Below are 18,208 nucleotides of genomic sequence, written 5' to 3' on the forward strand. Positions count from 1 at the left end.
TCGGCCCCGTGAGCCCGAGTGAGAAGACGACCGTTGCCAACGCCACAGGATCCACCAGCCTCGCCGAGCGGCCGAAGCTGCTGCTGATCGACGGCCATTCCATGGCCTACCGCGCGTTCTTCGCCTTGCCCGCGGAGAACTTCAAGACGAAGACCGGTCAGGTCACCAACGCCGTCTTCGGCTTCACCTCGATGCTCATCAACCTCCTGCGCGACGAAGCCCCGACCCACCTGGCGGTGGCGTTCGACCTCTCGCGCAAGACGTTCCGCTCGGAGACCTACGCCGACTACAAGGCGAACCGCAGCACGACGCCGGACGAGTTCCGCGGCCAGGTGGACCTGGTCAAGGAGGTCCTGGAAGTGCTCGGGATCCCGTCGCTGGTGAAGGAGAACTTCGAGGCCGACGACATCATCGCCACGCTCACCACGCAGGCGACGGCCGACGGTTTCGACGTCCTCATCTGTACCGGCGACCGCGACGCGCTGCAGCTGGTCAACGAGCACGTCACCGTGCTGTACCCCAAGCGCGGCGTCTCGGAGATGACCCGGTTCACCCCGGACGCCGTCGAGGAGAAGTACGGGCTCACCCCGCGCCAGTACCCGGACTTCGCCGCGCTGCGCGGCGACCCGTCGGACAACCTGCCGAGCATCCCGGGCGTCGGCGAGAAGACCGCGGCCAAGTGGATCAAGCAGTTCGGCTCGCTCGACGACCTGATCGACCGCGTCGACGAGGTCAAGGGCAAGGTCGGCGACGCGCTGCGGGCGCACCTGTCCTCGGTCCAGCTCAACCGGCAGCTGACCGAGCTGATCCGGGACGTCGAGCTGGAAGTCGGGCCGTCCGGGCTGGAGCTGCGCCCGTGGGATCGCGAAGCGGTGCACCGCCTGTTCGACGAGCTGGAGTTCCGCGTCCTGCGCGACAGGCTGTTCGCGACGCTGCAGAGCGCCGAGCCGGAGGCCGACGAAGGCTTCGAGGTCTCGGGGTCCGCGCTCGCCCCGGGTGCACTGGGCGAGTGGCTGAGCGCGCACGCGGGCGCGGGCGAGCCGGTGGCGCTGTCCTTCCGGACCGTCGGCGCGTCGGTCCGGTCCGACCTGCGCGCGTTCGCGTTCGCGACGGCCGACGGCGAAGGCGCGTATGTCGACGTCACCGCCATGGACCAGGCCGACGACGCGGCGCTCGCGGCTTGGCTCGCCGACCCGGCGATCCGCAAGACCGGCCACGACCTCAAGGTCCCGCTGCACGCGATCCGCGGCCGCGGCTGGGTGGTGGCCGGGCTGGCCATGGACACCGCGCTGGCCGCCTACCTCGTGCGGCCCGGCCAGCGCACGTTCGAGCTCGACGACCTCGCGCTGCGCTACCTGCACCGCGAGCTGCGCTCGGAGACCGACGGCGGCGACGGCCAGCTGTCCCTGCTCGACGGCGGCGCGGAAGGCCTGGAGCAGAAGGAGATCCAGGACGAGCTGGTCAAGGCCCGCGCGATCTTCGAGCTGGCCGGCGCGCTCGAGAAGGAACTCGAACAGATCGGCGGCGCGAAGCTGCTCGCCGAGCTGGAGCTGCCGCTGCTGGAGGTCATCACCGAGGTGGAGATCGCCGGCGTCGCCGTGGACCTCGAACAGCTGACTTCCCTGGAAGCGCACTACCTTTCGCGTGTCACGCAGGCCGCCGAAGAGGCGTACGCGGTGATCGGCAAGCAGATCAACCTCGGCTCGCCGAAGCAGCTGCAGGTCGTGCTGTTCGACGAGCTCGGCATGCCGAAGACCAAGCGCACCAAGACCGGCTACACGACCGACGCCGAGGCGCTGCAGGGCCTGTTCGAGAAGACCGAGCACCCGTTCCTGCAGCACATGCTCGAGCACCGGGACGCGACGAAGCTGCGCACGACCGTCGAGGGGCTGATCAAGTCCGTCGCCGACGACGGCCGCATCCACACCACGCTGCTGCAGACCATCGCGGCCACCGGACGGCTGTCCTCCACCGAGCCGAACCTGCAGAACATCCCGGTCCGCACCGAGGAGGGCCGCCGCATCCGCGACGCCTTCGTCGTCGGCGAGGGCTTCACCGAGCTGATGACGGCGGACTACAGCCAGATCGAGATGCGGATCATGGCGCACCTCTCGAAGGACGAAGGCTTGATCGAGGCGTTCAACTCCGGCGAGGACCTGCACACGTTCGTCGCGTCGCGGGCGTTTTCGATGCCGCCGGAGGAGATCACGCCGGAGCTGCGCTACCGCGTCAAGGCGATGTCGTACGGCCTCGCGTACGGGCTGTCGGCGTACGGGCTCTCGCAGCAGCTGCGGATTTCCACCGAAGAAGCCAAGGAGCAGATGGAGGCGTACTTCGCCCGCTTCGGCGGCATCAGCGACTACCTCCACTCGGTGGTCGGCGAAGCGGCGAAGTCCGGGTACACGGAGACGATCTTCGGCCGCCGCCGCTACCTGCCGGACCTCAACAGCGACAACCGCCAGCGCCGCGAGATGGCCGAGCGGATGGCGCTGAACGCCCCGATCCAGGGCAGCGCGGCCGACATCATCAAGGTCGCGATGCTCAACGTCCACCGCGCGCTGGTCGAGGCGAAGCTGAAGAGCCGGATCCTGCTGCAGGTCCACGACGAACTGGTGCTGGAAGTCGCGGAGGGGGAGAAGGAACAGCTGGAGAAGCTGGTCCGTGAGGGCATGGGCTCGGCGTACGCCCTGGCGGTGCCGCTCGAGGTCTCGGTCGGCTACGGCCGGTCGTGGAACGAAGCCGCGCACTAGATTTGCTCACTCCGCGTCACGGCCCGGATCACCGGGTCGTGACGCGGATGTACTCGAGCGGAGGTCGCCGGGCGTCACCCGCCGCGGCGATGCTGGGCGCCATGTCCAGTGACTTCCAGCGGCGCAAGATCTCGGGCGTCTTCGGCGCCATGGACCACGACGGCGACGGGTTCCTGACGGAGGCCGACTTCCGCGCGCTCACCGCGCGGTGGCTCGACCTCCGCGGCACCGACGCGAGCACGCCCGCCGGGCAGCGGCTCACCGGCATCATGATGGGCTGGTGGGGCACCCTGGACGACGCCGCGGGCGGTGGCGGCAAGGTCAGTCTCGACCAGGTTCTCCGGGTCGTCGACGAACTCCCGCGGATGCCGGGCGCGGTGACCGGCACGGCGGAGGCGATGTTCGAAGCCGTCGACGAGAACGGCGACGGCGTCATCTCGGCCGCCGAGTACGAGCGCCTCATCGCGGCCTGGAACGGCGTCGGCACGCCGAGCGAGGACGTCTTCGCCCTCCTCGACACCGACGGCGACGGCCGCCTGTCCCGGGAAGAGTTCACCCGGCACTGGTTCGAGTTCTGGGCCGGCGACGACCCGGCCGCGCCCGGCAGCTTGGTCTTCGGACGAGTGTGATCCGGCGATGCGCCGAACGGAGGACTCCGTTCGGGTGAGCCATTACCGCTGGGTAAGTGGGTCGGCGCCAACGCGTGGCGATCACGGCGTAGGGTCCGCCGAATGGGGTTCGAGCGTGAGCGACGACGCTGGCGGGTCCGGCTGCACGACGAACTCGGCCGGGTGTGCGGCGCGGGCACGGTGCTGGACGAGTACCACGTGCTCACGAGCGCGCACGTCGTCGAGGCCGCGGGCGGCCCGCGCGCCGCGCTGAACGTCGACTTCGTCGGACTGGCCGAGGCCTTGCCCGGCGCCGCGAGCGTCGTCGAAGGCTGCTGGGTGCCCTCGGACGGCGGCGGCCACGGCGATCTCGCGCTGCTGCGCCTGGAACGCCCCGAATCCCGCGTGTTCCGCGCGCCCCTGCACCGGATGCCGCTCGGCGAGCACCAGCTCGTCCGCGCGTTCGGGTTCCCGCCCGGCTCGGTCGGCCGCTGGACGCACGCCCGGCTCGGCGGCCCGGAGCAGACCGGCGGCGAGTGGGTCCGCCTGTTCCGCACGGCCGAAGCCGAACCGCTCGGCCCGGGCTTCGGCGGCACGGCGGTGCTGGACGAGGCGACCGGCCACGTCGTCGGCATGGTCGTCGGCAAGGACACCGGCACGTGGATGGTGCCCGTCGAGACGATGCTCGGTCACCTGCCCCAGCTCAGCATCTGGACCTCCGGCAGCCCGGCGGTGGACGCGAGCTTCTCGCGCCCGGTCGGCGAGGCCGTCGACGTCTCCTTCGTGCAGCGGGTCGCCGGCTGGTTCGCCAACGCCGAGCCCGGGACGGTCTGGGTCGTCGACACCGGCGAGGCCGGCTCGCCGGTCGCCGCGGCGCTGCGGTTCGGGATCGTGCTCGCCGACCGGGAACGTTCCCTCGGCGTGCCGGGGCTGCCGCCCGCGCTCGGCGACGTGCCGCCGCCGGGCAGCGTGGACCTGGCGGTCGACGCGACCGGCCGCACGGCGGACGCGGTCCGCCACCGCATCGCCGACCGGCTCACGACCGGCGTCGCGGGCCGCACGCTGGTCGTCGACGCGATCGACGACTCGGCCGAGCCCGACCGGCTGGTCGGCGAGGTGCTGGCCCCGCTCGCCGGCCGCGCGGCCGAGCTGGGTCTGCGTCTGCTGCTGGGGTTCCGCGAGGAGTCGTCGCCGGGGGTGGCGGCGGTCCGGGCGAGCACGGGCCAGGCCCGCCCGGCCCCGGACGACCTCGCCGGCCGCCTGGAGGTGCTCACCCAGGCGGTGGCGGAGCTGGCGGAGATCGAGGCGTACCAGCTCCGCGTGGCGACGCGCTTCACGGGCGTGGCGATGCTCCCGGCCCGCGCGCAGCGGCTTCGCGGGGCGCTCAAGCAGCTCCGCTCGGCCGAGGTGGACGGCGACGCGGAGTGGGTCGAGCGCCACATCGACGGCCACGAGCACGCGGTGGCCCCGGCGGTGGAGGACGGCCGCCGCCAGCGAGCGGTCCTCGACGGCCTGGTGGCCCGCCGCGAGCAGCTCCGAGCCCGCTTGGCGGGCGACGTCGAGCTGGCCCGCGAGCACGGGTTGGTGGGCGACCCGGAGATCGAGCAGGCGTACACCCCGGCGAAGAGACTGCTGATCGACGGCCCCTGCGAGCTGACGGCAGCGGCCACCGCGGTGGACACCTACGCGGCGGCGGTCCGCGCCCGCATCGAGGACCGCGGCTGATCAGACCGTCAGCACCACCTTCCCCCGCAGGTGACCGCCCTCGAGCACCCGGTGCGCGTCCGCGATCCGCTCGAACGGGAACGTCTCCTGCACGCGCACCCGCAGCTCACCCCGCTCCACCAGCGCCACCAGCCCCCGCAGCGCCATCGGGTCCGGTTCGACCGCGATCCCGCTGAACCGCATGCCCGCCGCCTCGAACTTCGCGATCAGCTCCTCGTCCTCCTCCGCCACCGCCGTCACGAGGTGGCCGCCGGGGCGGAGCACCTCCAGTGAGCGCGCGGCCGTGTCGCCGCCGATCGTGTCGAGGACCAGATCGACGTCGCTCACCACTTCCGTGAAGTCGACCGTCCGGTAGTCGATGACCTCGTCGGCGCCGAGGTCGAACGCCGCGCCCGCCGTCGTGATCACGTGCGCGCCCAGGGACTTCGCGAGCTGGATCGCCACGTGGCCGACCCCGCCGCCACCGCCGTGGACCAGCACCCGGTCGCCCGCCTGCACACCGCCGAGGTCGACGAGACCCTGCCACGCCGTCAACCCGACGACCGGCAACGCCGCGGCCTCGACGTGGGACAGCGACGCCGGTTTGCGCTCCAGGTGCAACGCCGGCGCGGCCACGAACTCCGCGTACGCGTTGGCCGCGCGTGGGAAGAGCGGCATGCCGAACACCTCGTCACCGGGCCGGAAGCGCCACGTCTGCGCCGTCTCGACCACGCCGCTGATGTCCCAGCCGAGGACGAACGGCGGCCGGCCGAGCAACGGGAATTCGCCCGCCCGCAGGCGGGGTTCCAGGGGGTTGAGCCCGATCGCCTCGACCCGGACCAGGACTTCGGTCGGCAGCGGCCGGGGCCGGGGCGTGTCCACGACGGACAGGACTTCGGGGCCGCCGTAGCGGTGCTGGGTGATGATTCGCATGCCCATGACGATGATCGACACGAGCCGGGCGTACCACCGGTAGGCCGCCCGGAAATTCCGGAAACCCGCCAACGTACGGTGGAGTCATGACCGGCGCCTGCGGACCCCTCGCCCACGGCGAGGACGTCGCCGCGCACTCCCACGACTTCGGCCAGCTGCGGTACGCCGCTTCGGGTGCGCTCGTCACCACGACCCGGGCCGGCACCTGGGTGGCGCCGGCGAACCGCATCACCTGGGTGCCGCCGCGGCACGTCCACAGCAGCCGCTCGCACGGCGAAACCGAGGTCCGGCTGCTGGCGGTCCCGGCGACCGAGGCCGGCCGGCTGCCCGCGGAGCCCTCGGTGTTCGTGGCCAGCGCCCTGCTGCGCGAGGCCTTCCTGGCGATGACCGGCGAGCCAGACCCGGCCCGCGCCGGGCTGCTGCTCGAGGTCGTCCTCTCGGAGCTCGTCCGCGCGCCGCAGGAACCCCTGCGCCTGCCGGAACCGGCCGACCCCCGGCTCAAGGCCGTCACCGACCTGCTGGACGCCGACCCGGCGAATCCGGCGACCCTGGCGCAGCTCGGGCACCGGACCGGCGCGAGCGAACGGACCCTCAGCCGGCTGTTCGGCAGCGAACTGGCGATGAGCTTCCCCCAGTGGCGCACGCTGCTGCGCGTCCAGCGGGCCGTGCTCGAACTCGGCGACGGCACCTCCGTCACCCACACGGCGACCCGGCTCGGCTGGGCGAACCCGGGCAGCTTCATCGACGCCTTCACCGCTCTCGTCGGCCGGACGCCGGGCCGCTACCGCGCGGAAGCGGCCGGCTAACGGCGGCCGAGCCCCCGGATCAGCACCATGACCGCGTCCCGCACCTCCGCCCGGGTCCGCTGCGGCCCGAACACCTGCCAGTCCAGCGCCACCACCAGCATCGTGCCGAACAGCCCGGCCGCCGCCGTCGGGATCTGCACCCCCTCCGGCAGCCGGCCCGCCGCGTCCAGCCGGGACAGCTGCTGCTTGACGATGGAGATGATCTCCTCGCGCAGCAGCGAAAGCGTCCCGTGCCACTGGCCGGGCGTCCGCCACAGCTCGCTCACCAGGATCTGCGAAAACCCCGGGTACCGCGCGATGAACTCCAGCGTCGTGTCCACCTGGGCCTCGATCACCTCGAGCGGGTCGGCGTCGGAGACGGCGTCGCGCAGGCGAACGGCCAGCATGTCCACGCCGTAGCGCAGGAGCGCGTCGACCAGGCCGTCCTTCGAGCCGAAGTTGTAGTACACCGTGCCCTTCGCGACGCCGGCCGCGGCCGCGATGTCGTCGACCGTCAGGCCCACCAGGCCCCGGCTCTTCGAGAGCTCCAGCGTCGCCTCGAAGAGCTTCTGCTTCGTCCCGCCGCTCACAGGCTCAGCTCGGGCTTGAGCGCGGACACCGTCCAAACGCGACGCTTGCGTGCGGCCAAAGTGGACACCAGGATCCCGCCCACCAGGTAGGCCAGCAGCACGCCGATGTCGCCGAGCAGCCGCCCGGTCGAAGCGCCGCTGTAGAAGAGGTGCCGGAAGCCGTCGATCGCATAACCCATCGGCAGCACCACGTGCAGCGGGTACAGCGCGTCCGGGATCGTCTGCCACGGGAACGTGCCGCCCGCGCTCACCAGCTGCAGCACCAGCAGCACCAGGCCGAGGAACTTGCCGACCGCGCCGAAGAAGGCGTTGAGCGCGTGCACCACCGACGTGAACGTCAGCGACACCAGCATCGCGAACGCGATCGCTTCGAGCGGGTGGGCGATGTGGATGCCGACCAGCCACGTGACCGCGCCGAACAGGACGACCACCTGCGCGATGCCCAGCAGCGCCGAGGACAGCCAGCCGCCGACCGCGACGCGGAAGGGGGCCGCGCCCGCGGTCAGCGCGCGCGTCGAGAGCGGGCGCAGGATCAGGAACAGCACGAACGCGCCGATCCAGGTGGCCAGGGAGATGAAGAACGGCGCGAGGCCGGCGCCGTACGTCCCGGCCGACGCCTCGCCGTTGGCGTTCACCGCGACCGGGTCCGCGATCGTGTTGGCCGTCGCGTTCCGGGTCGGGTCGTCCGGGTTCGGGATCTGCTGGAGCCCGGCCGCGAGCCCGTCGCGCAGCTTCACCGCGCCGTCCGCGAGCTGGTTCGTGCCGTTGACCGCGGTCTTCTCGCCGTCGCTGAGCTGGGACGCGCCGTCCTTCAGCTGGTTCGCGCCGTCGGACGCCTGCGCGATGCCGCTCGCCAGCTGCGGCGACGCCGCGGCGAGCTTGGCCGCGCCGTCGGACACCTGCCGGGCGCCGTTGGCCAGCTTCGCGAGGTCGCCGTTGGCCTGCTGGATCTTGCTGTTGGCCTGGTCGACGGGGGAACGCAGCTGGTCGGCCTTCGCCAGGATCGCCTCGACCTGCGTCTCCGGCACGCCCGCGTTACGCAGGTCCGTCTGGAGCTGGGTGCGGTAGGAGTCGAGCTTGCCCTGGATGTCGGACGACGCCGTCGCGGCGACCGAAGCCGCGTCGGCGACCTTCTGGTCACCGGCGGCCACCTGCGAGGCGCCGTTGGCCAGCTTCTGCGTCTGGGAGGGCAGGTCGGCGGTGGCGCTCTTGAGCGTGCCGAGGCCGGTCGCCAGCGTCGACGAGCCGTCCGCGAGCTTCGCGGCGCCGTCGGCCAGCTTCTGCTGCCCGGTCTTGAGCTGCGTGGCGCCGTCGGCGAGCTGCGACGCGCCGTTCGAGGCCTCCTGGGTCTTGGCGTAGATGGTCGAGAAGCCGACCAGGAACCGGTCCGCGGCTTCGCTGCCGACCTTCTCCGCGATCGTCTTGCGGACCTGCTCGGCGACCTGCTTGGCGATCGTGCCGGAGAGGTAGTTGTTGGCGTCGTTCGTGGTCAGCGTGATCGTCGCCTGCTGCGGCTGGAAGTTGCCGACCGACAGCAGCGCGGCCGAGAAGCCGCTCGGGATACCGATCGCGAAGGAGTACTTGTCGTCGCGGACGCCGTCGCGCGCCTCCTGCTCGGACACCTCGTGCCACTGGAAGGTGCCGGACTTGACCAGCTCGTCGGTCACCTCGCGGCCGACGTTGCGCTCGTGGCCGCTGGAGTCCTTCGCACCGGCGTCGCTGGTGAAGACGGCGGCGGGCAGCTTGTCGAGACGGCCGTACGGGTCGTAGTTCGCGTAGAGGTAGAAGGAGGCGTAGAGCAGCGGCACGAGCACGAGCGCGACCAGCGCGAGCTTCGGCAGCGTGCCGGTGAAGAGGCGGCGCAGCTCGTTGCGCGCGATCCGGAAGGCGTTCATTCGGGGGCTCCGTCAGTGCTCTCGGGGAGCTCTTCGGTGGGTTCGGGTTCGGGGGTTTCGGCGGGAGCTTCGGGGGGAGCTTCGGGGGGAGCGCAGTGCTCCGGGGCGGGCTGCCCGGCCGAGCCGAGGAGCGCCGGTGTGACCGGCAGCGCGGCCGCCGGTGTCGTCGCGGCCAGCACGACCACGGCCAGGCCACTGGTGGCCTGCGCACGGGCCGTCGCGAGCCAGCTGCCGACGTCGCTGGTGTGCCGGTCGGGCGTGTCGAGGACGAGCACGCGCACGCCCTTGCGCTCGGCGGCCAGCTCGGTGAGCAGCCGCGTGCGCACCGCCGGGGCGAGGTTCTCGAACCGGGTGCCGGCGAAGGGCGCGGCGTCGTGCTCGCCGAGCCAGCGGGCGACGTCCTCCTTGCCCGCCGGGCGGTGCGCCAGCGCCAGCTCCTCGCCGACGACCACGCGCAGCGGCAGCGCGTCGTCGGGTTCGCTGACGCCGGGCGCGTCGACGACGGCGACGAGCTCGGTCAGCGGCGCGTCGACGCCCTCGGCGTGCACGGTGCCGGTGGTGGGCTTGAGCCGTCCGGCCAGCGCGAGGCCGAAGGCGGTGACACCGACGCCGGGTTCGCCGTGCACGATCGCCAGGTCGCCCGCGCCGAAGGTCAGCGAGGTGGGCGGTAACAAGGTGCCGTGGTGCCCTTCGAGGGACACCCGATCGGCTCGGACCTGCACGGTTTCTCCCGCTTCGAGAACTTTTGAACTGACCGGTCAGTTCAAAAGTTAGTCCCGGCGCGGGGTGGCGGCAAGATCACCGGACGCACGTCACACTTGTGGGTGGCTCACGAACCCGGCGGACGGGGCACTTTCACGTGAAAGTGCCCCGTCCGGGGGTCACCGAAGTGCCGATGCCGGGCGCACCTCCCACGTCGTCCACAGTGGACGATAACCCTGCCGGTGCCAGAACACCGAGGACAGCGGGTTGGTCGGGTTGTAGTACAGGTACGTCCGGGTCGCGCCGCCGAGGTGCAGCTCCCGGTGCACGTGGGCCATCAGCGCCCGGCCGAACCCGCCGCCGCGCTCGCCGGGCGCGGTCACGACGTTGTTGACGTACCCCCAGCGCCCCGGCGGCAGCAGCTCGCCCGCTTCGCTGCCCGGCACCGCGTCGATCCACGCGCAGTGCGCGAAGGCGCGGAGCTCGCCGGCGGCCTCGGCCAGCCAGACGGCGGGCTCGGCCGCGGCGAGGGCGTCCCGCAGGGACGGCGCCAGCAGCTCGGCCGTGTTGGGCCGGCGCGGCGCCGCGACGAGCCCGGTGTAGTCGAACGTCGCCGTCGCCAGCTCGAGGGCCGCGTCGAAGTCGCCGGGGCCGGCGCGGCGGACCGCGACCCCCGGCTCGGGCGCGGGCGGGGGAGCGGTGCGCACGCCGACCGCCGAGAGCGGGACGAGCCCGTGGTCGAGGAAGGCGCGGATCGCCTCGGCGTCCCGGCTCGGCCAGACGACCACGCACGCCGAGTCGTCGTCGATCGCTTCCGCGGCGAGACGGCGCTGCAGGGCCCGGAGCAGCAGGTCCACGCCTTCGGTGCCGGTCGCGCCGACGTACGGGAAGAGCTGCCAGGTGTCGGCCGCCGACCACAGCATCGGGACGTCGCCGGGCGCGAGCCGCTGCCGCTGCACCACCCCGGTGACCCGGGTGCCGTCCGCGGTCGCCGCGTCCAGCCGCTCGCCGTCGGCCGGTGGCGCGGCCGGCGGCAGGAGCGCGTCGACGGCGGCGAAGCGCGCCCGGTGCGCCGCGAGCAGCGGCTCGGCGATGTCCACGGGTGCCCCCTCGGGTCGTGCCGTCAGGCCCAGGCGGGGCGCCGGAGCCACATGGTCCACAGTGGACGATAACCCTGCCGGTGCCAGAACACCGGGGAAAGCGGGTTGGCCGGGTGGTAGAAGAGGAACGTCCCGCGCACGTCGTGCCGCAGCAGTTCGCCGTGCGCCACCGCCATCAGCGCGCGGCCCACCCCGCCGCCGCGGGCCTCGGGTGCGACCGAGAGCGTGTCGACGTACCCCCAGCGGCCCGGGAGCAGCCGGCCGTGGACGGTGTCGCCCGGCGTGGGCACGGCCAGCGAGCAGGACGCCATGCCCGACGGCACGCCGTCGTCCTCGGCCAGCCAGACCAGCCCGCTGAAGCGCAGCGAGCGGACGACCTCGGTGCGCAGCAGCGCCCGGGCGCCGGGCCGCGGGACGGCGGTGCCGACCAGCGACGTGTAGCGCCACTCGGCCAGCCGCAGCTCGGTCAGCGCGTCGACGTCGCCCTCGCCGGCGCGGCGGACGGTCACCCGCGCCGGTCCCGGCCCGGCGGGCGGGTCCGGCGCGCGCACGGCCAGGCACGTCATCGGCGCGAACCCGTGGGCCAGGAGCACGGCGGAGGCTTCGGCGTCGCGGCTCGGCCAGGTCAGCGAGCAACCCGAGTCCGGGCCGGCCGGCGTCCCGCGCAGCCGCTCGCGCCACGCGCCCAGCAGGGCGGCCAGGCCCGCGGCGCCGCTGTCGCCCGGCACCGCGGTCAGGTCCCGCAGCTCCGACGGGCCCCAGAGCGTGGGCCACGACCCCGGCGCGTGCACGACGTGCGTCAGCAGGCCGCCGGCCTTGCGCCCGCCCACCGTCACCACCAGCGGCTCGCTCGACGGCGACGGCGGGGCCGCGATCGGCGGCAGCAGCGGGTCGAGCGCGGCGAACCGCGCGTTCTGCTCCGCTTCCAGCGCGCTCACGAGCGGTGCGTGCGGAAGATCGCGGTGCCCGGGAAGAGCTTGCCGCGCAACGGGCTCCACTGGCCCCACACCCGCGTGTGCCCCTCGGGCCACTCCGGCTCGAGGAGGTCGGTGAGGGTGAACCCGGCCCCGGCCAGCGCGCGCACGTAGTCGCCGAGGGTGTGGTGGTACTCGACGTAGGTGGCGGTGCCCTCGTCGTCGACCTCGACGTACGGCGTGCGGTCGAAGTACGGCTGCGTGACGGTGAGCCCCTGCGGACCCGGGTCGTCCGGGAAGATCCACCGCATCGGGTGAGTCACCGAGAACACCCAGGGCGCGCCCGGCCGCAGCACCCGGTGCACCTCGGCGAAGACGGCGTCCACCGAAGCCACGAACGGGATCGCGCCGAAGGCCGAGCAGGCCGCGTCGAAGCTGCCCGGCGCCAGCGGCAGCCGCTCGGCGTTGGCCTGCACCAGCGGGACGTCGAGCCCGGTGCGGGCGTTGCCCGCGCGGGCGTGGCGCAGCATGCCGGCGGAGAGGTCGGTCGCGACGGCGTGCGCGCCCTCGGCCGCCAGCCAGCGCGCGCAGGCGGCCTGCCCGCAGCCCACCTCCAGCACGCGCTTGCCGCGGACGTCGCCGAGCAGCCGCGCCTCGGCCTCCCGGACGCCTTCCGGGCACCAGACGAAGTCGGCGTCGCCGAGGAACCCGCCGTGCTCGGCCTGGTAGTCGTCGGCGTCGGCGTCCCACCAGGCGAGGTTGGCGGCCGCGGCCTCCGCACCGCCGACCTCGCGGTAGGCGACCGCCGCGGTGCCCAGCCGGTGCTCGGCGGCGTCGTGGCGCCCCGGCGCGGGCGCCTGCTCCGGTGGCATGATGGGTCTCCGGTCCCGGTGGCGCCTGACCTGCTCCACCTGCGTCCTCGTGCGTGCGGTTTGCTTCCGCGAGGACCTTAGCGAGCCAGGGGGACCCTGATTGTGCCGCCTAGCGACTGCCGCGTAGGATAAGTGTTAGCGCAGTGGGTTCGCGCTGCCTTCCGCTCAGCTTCTGGTTGGGACTCGGGGTCGCGCACCGTATGCGGGGTCATGCCGCGGTCGTTCACTGGTGGACGTTTGCTCGCAAGGTCGTCGTATGCCGCCCATCGCGCCGACAACTGCCAACCCTCGATTCCCATCCACCGGAGCAACCCGCCTAATGACCACCGACACCGCCACCGCCCCGACCGCCCCCACCGGGCCCCAGCAGGTCGCCATCAACGACATCGGGTCGGAGGAAGACTTCCTCGCGGCGATCGACAAGACGATCAAGTACTTCAACGATGGCGACATCGTCGAAGGCACGATCGTCAAGGTCGACCGCGACGAGGTCCTGCTCGACATCGGCTACAAGACCGAGGGTGTCATCCCCTCGCGTGAGCTCTCCATCAAGCACGATGTCGACCCGGCTGAGGTTGTCACCGTCGGCGATGAGGTCGAAGCCCTGGTCCTCCAGAAGGAGGACAAGGAAGGCCGTCTGATCCTGTCCAAGAAGCGCGCGCAGTACGAGCGCGCCTGGGGCACGATCGAGGAGCTCAAGGAGAAGGACGAGCCCGTCAAGGGCACCGTCATCGAGGTCGTCAAGGGCGGCCTCATCCTGGACATCGGCCTGCGCGGCTTCCTCCCCGCGTCGCTGGTCGAGATGCGCCGCGTGCGCGACCTGCAGCCGTACGTCGGCCGCGAGCTCGAGGCGAAGATCATCGAGCTGGACAAGAACCGCAACAACGTGGTCCTGTCCCGCCGCGCCTACCTGGAGCAGACCCAGTCCGAGGTGCGCAGCGAGTTCCTCAACGCGCTCGCCAAGGGCCAGGTCCGCAAGGGCGTCGTGTCGTCCATCGTCAACTTCGGTGCCTTCGTGGACCTGGGTGGCGTCGACGGCCTGGTGCACGTCTCCGAGCTGTCCTGGAAGCACATCGACCACCCGTCCGAGGTCGTCGAGGTCGGCCAGGAGGTCACGGTCGAGGTCCTGGACGTCGACATGGACCGCGAGCGCGTCTCGCTGTCGCTGAAGGCGACCCAGGAAGACCCGTGGCGCCAGTTCGCCCGCACCCACGCGATCGGCCAGATCGTGCCGGGCAAGGTCACCAAGCTCGTCCCGTTCGGTGCGTTCGTGCGCGTCGAGGAGGGCATCGAGGGCCTGGTGCACATCTCCGAGCTGGCCGAGCGCCACGTGGAGATCCCGGAGCAGGTCGTCCAGGTCAACGGCGACGTGATGGTCAAGGTCATCGACATCGACCTCGAGCGCCGTCGCATCTCGCTGTCGCTGAAGCAGGCGAACGAGGGTGTCACGCCGGACACCGAGTTCGACCCGACCCAGTACGGCATGGCCGCCGAGTACGACGCCGAGGGCAACTACATCTACCCCGAAGGCTTCGACCCGGACACCCAGGAGTGGCAGGAAGGCTTCGACAAGCAGCGTGAGGAGTGGGAGCGCCAGTACGCCGAGGCGCACACCCGTTACGAGGCCCACATGAAGCAGGTCCAGAAGGCCGTCGAGGCCGACGCCGAAGCGGCGGCGGACGCGGCGACCGGCATCGAGGGTGGCGCGGAAAGCTACACCTCGGGCTCGGCCCCGGCCGACTCCAAGAGCAGCGGCGGCACCCTCGCCTCCGACGAGCAGCTCGCGGCGCTCCGCGAGAAGCTCTCCGGTGGTGCGTGAGCTGTAGCTCGCTGAGCTGAACGAGAACCCCCGGTCCCGTGTGGACCGGGGGTTCTTCGTCGTCCGGGTCGGTGCGCCGGGTCAGCGGTTGCGCAGGCCCAGGCCGGTCATCATCGCGACGACCCCTTCCCGGAACATCGCCTCGTTCGCCTCGTCCGTCGGCGGGATGAACCAGTCCGGCAGCGGCCGCCGCGAGGCCATCAGCAGTTCCGCGCCCACCAGGCCGTGGATCGCCGTCCACAGGCGGTACGCCGCGGAGCGGGCGTCCGCGCCCGGCGGGCAGACCCGCTGGACCCGGCCGATGAACAGCGAAAACGTCGTCCGCAGCACCGCCGACCGCAGCGCCGGGTCCGGGTCGAAGCCCGGCACCGGGCGCTCGAACATCAGCGCGTAGCGGGTCGGGCTCTCGCGGGCGAAGCGCCGGTACTCCAGCGCCAGGTGCAGCAGGTCCGCGACGCCGTCCTCGCTCGACGGCGGCAGGCTTTCCAGCAACTCGCGCAGCGAGTCGAAAGTGCGCTCGTACAGGGCGTCGAGCAGGCCCGCGCGGCCGCCGAAACGGGCGTAGACCGCGATCGTCGACGCGCCGGCCGCCTCGGCCACGCCCCGCACGGTCAGGCCCGGGACCCCGCGGTCCACGAGCACCGAAAGCGCCGCGTCGAGGTAGCGTTCGCGGCCACCCTGGTCAGCCGGGCGCATCGGCAAGTGCCTGGTAGCCACGGCGTACCCCCTTTGCGGCAGCCGGGCGCAGGCGGCGTCCGGGTGACCCACTCGCAGCAGAAGATACGATATCCGGCGCGTCTTGGGAATGCGCCTGATGTCCGGATCGGCGGTTCCCCGCAACCCGAGCGGATTTCCGGCGTGAACCACCCCGGCCGCGGTCGGCGGCGCAGGCTCGAACCCACGCGCGAAACGGCCGCCGGCTACCCGCCGGCGGGCCGGGCTCAGGCGGCGCGCACGGTGATCACGGCCGGGCGCGCCGGGCCCACCGACGGCACCCAGATGCGCTCCAGCGCCGCGGCGCGGGCCTTGCGGCGGAGGCCGGCGAAGCTGTGCTTGGCCGGGACCAGCAGCGTGCTCAGCCACGTCCGCCGGTAGTCGGCCAGTGCCTCGGCCACCGGGCGGTGGACGACGCAGTGCACCAGCCCCGGCGTGCCGAGCCGGTGCCTCCCGGCGTGCTTGCTGTCCGCCATCGTTCCTCCGCTTGGGCGACGCTGTCGCGCGCACGGTACGCACTGGCGGCGGGGCGGCGGGCGAGCCACCCGGCGTGTCCGGATATCGGTTGAGTCACGCGTCACGATCCGCTTGCGGATCCTCCGCCCGTCAGGCAGGACGTGGTGAACGGGATCCACCGGTACTGGACGCCGCACAGCCGCCGCGACACGGCGGGCAGGCACGTCACCTGCACCCGGCGCACGACGGACAGGCACGACGCCGGTGCCGCGGCCAGGCTCGTCGCCGGTGCCGCCGTCGCCTCCGGCAGGGCCACGGAAACCCCGGCCGCGCACATCAGGACGGTGGCCGTCCGGCCGATCTTCGTCCTTCCCACGATCCCCCCTCGTAGCCGCGCCGAGGCGGCGCACCTGCCGGGGAAGTCGACCGAAGCAGCTGCTTGTTACGACATTTTCCCACTTGTCACACAAATGGCGCAGATCTGACCGCAGGTGTCCGCCGAAGGTGCGGGCGCCGGCTGACTAGGGTGATCGGCATGTTGCGCGTGGGGTTGACGGGTGGGATCGGGGCCGGGAAGTCGACCGTGGCGAACCGGCTCGCCGAACACGGGGCGGTGCTGGTGGACTCGGACCGCATCGCCCGCGAGGTGGTCGAGCCCGGGACCGAGGGGCTCGCCCGGCTGGTCGCGGAGTTCGGGCCGGAGATCCTCGCGGCGGACGGCTCGCTCGACCGGCCGGCGCTCGCCGCGAAGGCCTTCGCCGACGACGAAGCGCGGCACCGGCTCAACGCGATCGTGCACCCCCTGGTCGGCGCCCGGACCGGCGAGCTGATGGCGGCCGCGAAGCCGGACGCGGTCATCGTCCACGACATCCCGCTGCTGGTCGAGAACGGCCTGGCGACGGCCTACCACCTGGTCGTGGTCGTCGACGCGCCGATCGAGGTGCGGGTGCGGCGGCTCGTGTCGGCGCGCGGGATGGCCGAGGCGGACGCGCGGGCGCGGATCCGGGCGCAGGCGAGCACCGAACAGCGCCGCGCCGTCGCCGACGTGTGGCTGGACAACGGCGGCGCCGAGGACGCCGTGCTCGCCGAAGTCGACGCGCTGTGGGCGGACCGGCTGGTGCCGTTCGAAGCCAACGTCCGGTTGCGCCGTCCGCGGCCGCCGATGGCCCCGAAGATCGCCGAGTACGACCTCACCTGGCCGGCGCAGGCCGAGCGGGTGCTGGCCCGCGTCCGCGCCGTGGCGGGGGAGCTGGCGCGCCGCGCCGACCACATCGGCTCGACGGCGGTGCCGGGCCTGCCGGCCAAGGACGTCCTCGACCTCCAGCTCACGGTGTCCACCTTGGCGGACGCGGACCGGCTGGGCGGGCTGCTGGCCGACGCCGGGTTCCCGCCGCTGGCGGGCGAGTGGTGCGACGACGCCCAGGACGGCGCCGGGACGTGGCCCAAGCGCCTGCACGTCGGCGCCGACCCGAAGCGGCCGGTGAACCTGCACGTCCGCTCGGTGGAGACGCCCGCGTGGCGCCTCGCGCTGCTCTTCCGCGACTTCCTGCGCGGTAACACGGACGAGCGCGACGACTACCGCGACATGAAGCTGCGGCTGGCCGAGGCGCACGCCACCGACCCCACGGTCGAGGCGTACGCCGACGAGAAGCAGGAGTGGGTCAACGGCGTGTTCGCCCGCGCGGAGAAGTGGGCGGCGGCCACCGGCTGGACGCCCTAGGCTCTCCGGGCTGCGGCCGGATCTCGGCCTCGGATCAGGGGTGGCGCCGCCAGGTCAGGGCGATGTCCCGGGTGGCCAGCCAGGCGGTGAGGTCGTAGCCGTGCGCGGCCAGCCCCTCCACCGCCGTGTAGGTCGTCTTCAGCGCGTACTCGGCGTCGTCGGCCGTGAGCAGGCCGGCTTCGAGGGCCTGCAGGAGCTCGTCGGTGTCGATCACGCGGAGGGAGAGCTTGTCCTTGAGCACGATGTCGACGTACAGGTCGGTGGCGACCCAGCGCGGCCCGTCGCGGTGGACGCGGACGACGTCGAGGTAGAAGTCCTGGTCGCGTTCGTGGCCGGGGGAGAACCAGAAGTCGGTGAAGCGCAGCCCGAGCCCGGGCACCAGCCACGACTCCAGGTAGTGGAACTGGGCGCGGCCCGGCGTCGGGCGGGCGAGGTAGAGGCCGAAGGGCTCCTCGCGGAACTCCTCGACCTCCCGCCGGATGCCCTTCGGGTCGACGTTCACGCGCTCGGCGGGGTCGAAGACCTCGACCTTCGGGGGGTGCAGTGCGGCCATGCCGGTCATCCTGCCGGGCCGGTCACGAATTGCGTACACCCGCCTCCGCCGTCACACGTACGGGCTAAGGTGCGCCGAGCGCCGGGAAGCCGA

General features: G+C 72.6%; 17 protein-coding genes. 6 read left to right on the forward strand and 11 right to left on the reverse strand.

Features of this window, described 5'->3' with window-relative positions; translation table 11 throughout:
- Window positions 1–8 precede the first annotated feature (8 nt).
- The 3 genes from polA (at window position 9) to ACLJPY_RS44935 (ending at window position 5,083) form a co-directional block, all read left to right on the forward strand.
- On the forward strand, window positions 9–2,750 hold the full coding sequence (gene polA / locus ACLJPY_RS44925) for a DNA polymerase I (RefSeq protein WP_410597106.1): 2,742 nt from the start codon (window positions 9–11) through the stop codon (window positions 2,748–2,750).
- An 89-nt stretch (window positions 2,751–2,839) separates the two neighbouring features.
- Complete coding sequence (locus ACLJPY_RS44930; protein ID WP_410597188.1) at window positions 2,840–3,379, forward strand: EF-hand domain-containing protein; 540 nt, start codon at window positions 2,840–2,842, stop codon at window positions 3,377–3,379.
- A 102-nt stretch (window positions 3,380–3,481) separates the two neighbouring features.
- Window positions 3,482–5,083 (forward strand): trypsin-like peptidase domain-containing protein, encoded by a 1,602-nt coding sequence (locus ACLJPY_RS44935; protein ID WP_410597107.1) that lies wholly within the window; start codon window positions 3,482–3,484, stop codon window positions 5,081–5,083.
- Here ACLJPY_RS44935 and ACLJPY_RS44940 read toward each other — a convergent pair whose 3' ends face one another.
- Window positions 5,084–5,995 (reverse strand): NADP-dependent oxidoreductase, encoded by a 912-nt coding sequence (locus tag ACLJPY_RS44940; RefSeq protein WP_410597108.1) that lies wholly within the window; start codon window positions 5,993–5,995, stop codon window positions 5,084–5,086.
- Between the two features lie 86 nt (window positions 5,996–6,081).
- On the opposite strand from ACLJPY_RS44940, the gene ACLJPY_RS44945 reads away from it, so the two are divergent.
- A complete protein-coding gene (locus ACLJPY_RS44945) occupies window positions 6,082–6,801 on the forward strand; it encodes an AraC family transcriptional regulator (RefSeq protein ID WP_410597109.1) in 720 nt (239 codons plus the stop codon).
- Here the strand turns inward: ACLJPY_RS44945 and ACLJPY_RS44950 are convergent.
- From ACLJPY_RS44950 to ACLJPY_RS44975, 6 genes are all read right to left on the reverse strand, one after another.
- On the reverse strand, window positions 6,798–7,370 hold the full coding sequence (locus tag ACLJPY_RS44950) for a TetR/AcrR family transcriptional regulator (protein WP_410597110.1): 573 nt from the start codon (window positions 7,368–7,370) through the stop codon (window positions 6,798–6,800). The two genes, ACLJPY_RS44945 and ACLJPY_RS44950, sit on opposite strands and share 4 nt — an antisense overlap.
- Window positions 7,367–9,265, reverse strand: coding sequence for a YhgE/Pip family protein (locus ACLJPY_RS44955; RefSeq protein WP_410597111.1), 1,899 nt, complete (start codon window positions 9,263–9,265; stop codon window positions 7,367–7,369). The genes ACLJPY_RS44950 and ACLJPY_RS44955 overlap by 4 nt, the downstream gene beginning before the upstream one ends.
- Entirely contained in the window at window positions 9,262–9,987 is a 726-nt protein-coding gene (locus tag ACLJPY_RS44960; protein ID WP_410597112.1) for an ABC transporter ATP-binding protein, read from the reverse strand. The genes ACLJPY_RS44955 and ACLJPY_RS44960 overlap by 4 nt, the downstream gene beginning before the upstream one ends.
- A 159-nt stretch (window positions 9,988–10,146) precedes the next feature.
- The gene (locus tag ACLJPY_RS44965; RefSeq protein WP_410597113.1) at window positions 10,147–11,067 is read right to left on the reverse strand and encodes a GNAT family N-acetyltransferase; all 921 of its coding nucleotides are present in this window, start codon (window positions 11,065–11,067) and stop codon (window positions 10,147–10,149) included.
- Window positions 11,068–11,090: 23 nt separating this feature from the next.
- Window positions 11,091–12,005 carry a GNAT family N-acetyltransferase gene (locus ACLJPY_RS44970; RefSeq protein WP_410597114.1) on the reverse strand — a complete coding sequence of 305 codons (915 nt, stop codon included), beginning with the start codon at window positions 12,003–12,005 and terminating at the stop codon, window positions 11,091–11,093.
- Window positions 12,002–12,853 (reverse strand): class I SAM-dependent methyltransferase, encoded by an 852-nt coding sequence (locus tag ACLJPY_RS44975; RefSeq protein ID WP_410597115.1) that lies wholly within the window; start codon window positions 12,851–12,853, stop codon window positions 12,002–12,004. Before ACLJPY_RS44975 ends, ACLJPY_RS44970 begins: the two co-directional genes overlap by 4 nt.
- A gap of 319 nt (window positions 12,854–13,172) precedes the next feature.
- On the opposite strand from ACLJPY_RS44975, the gene rpsA reads away from it, so the two are divergent.
- Entirely contained in the window at window positions 13,173–14,672 is a 1,500-nt protein-coding gene (gene rpsA / locus ACLJPY_RS44980) for a 30S ribosomal protein S1 (RefSeq protein WP_003098851.1), read from the forward strand.
- Between the two features lie 81 nt (window positions 14,673–14,753).
- Here rpsA and ACLJPY_RS44985 read toward each other — a convergent pair whose 3' ends face one another.
- The 3 genes from ACLJPY_RS44985 to ACLJPY_RS44995 form a co-directional block, all read right to left on the reverse strand.
- Window positions 14,754–15,368: a TetR/AcrR family transcriptional regulator gene (locus ACLJPY_RS44985; RefSeq protein WP_410597189.1), complete on the reverse strand. Its 615-nt coding sequence runs from the start codon at window positions 15,366–15,368 to the stop codon at window positions 14,754–14,756.
- Window positions 15,369–15,613: 245 nt separating this feature from the next.
- Entirely contained in the window at window positions 15,614–15,862 is a 249-nt protein-coding gene (locus tag ACLJPY_RS44990; RefSeq protein WP_410597116.1) for a hypothetical protein, read from the reverse strand.
- A 101-nt stretch (window positions 15,863–15,963) separates the two neighbouring features.
- Window positions 15,964–16,218 carry a hypothetical protein gene (locus ACLJPY_RS44995; protein ID WP_410597117.1) on the reverse strand — a complete coding sequence of 85 codons (255 nt, stop codon included), beginning with the start codon at window positions 16,216–16,218 and terminating at the stop codon, window positions 15,964–15,966.
- Window positions 16,219–16,377: 159 nt separating this feature from the next.
- Between ACLJPY_RS44995 and coaE the strand changes: the two genes are divergently transcribed.
- Complete coding sequence (coaE, locus tag ACLJPY_RS45000) at window positions 16,378–17,562, forward strand: dephospho-CoA kinase (protein WP_410597118.1); 1,185 nt, start codon at window positions 16,378–16,380, stop codon at window positions 17,560–17,562.
- Window positions 17,563–17,596: 34 nt separating this feature from the next.
- Here the strand turns inward: coaE and ACLJPY_RS45005 are convergent, their stop codons facing one another.
- Window positions 17,597–18,115: a DUF402 domain-containing protein gene (locus tag ACLJPY_RS45005; protein ID WP_410597119.1), complete on the reverse strand. Its 519-nt coding sequence runs from the start codon at window positions 18,113–18,115 to the stop codon at window positions 17,597–17,599.
- Between the last annotated feature and the right edge of the window lie 93 nt (window positions 18,116–18,208).

The sequence above is a fragment of the Amycolatopsis sp. lyj-23 genome (genome assembly GCF_046549135.1).
Taxonomy (GTDB): domain Bacteria; phylum Actinomycetota; class Actinomycetes; order Mycobacteriales; family Pseudonocardiaceae; genus Amycolatopsis.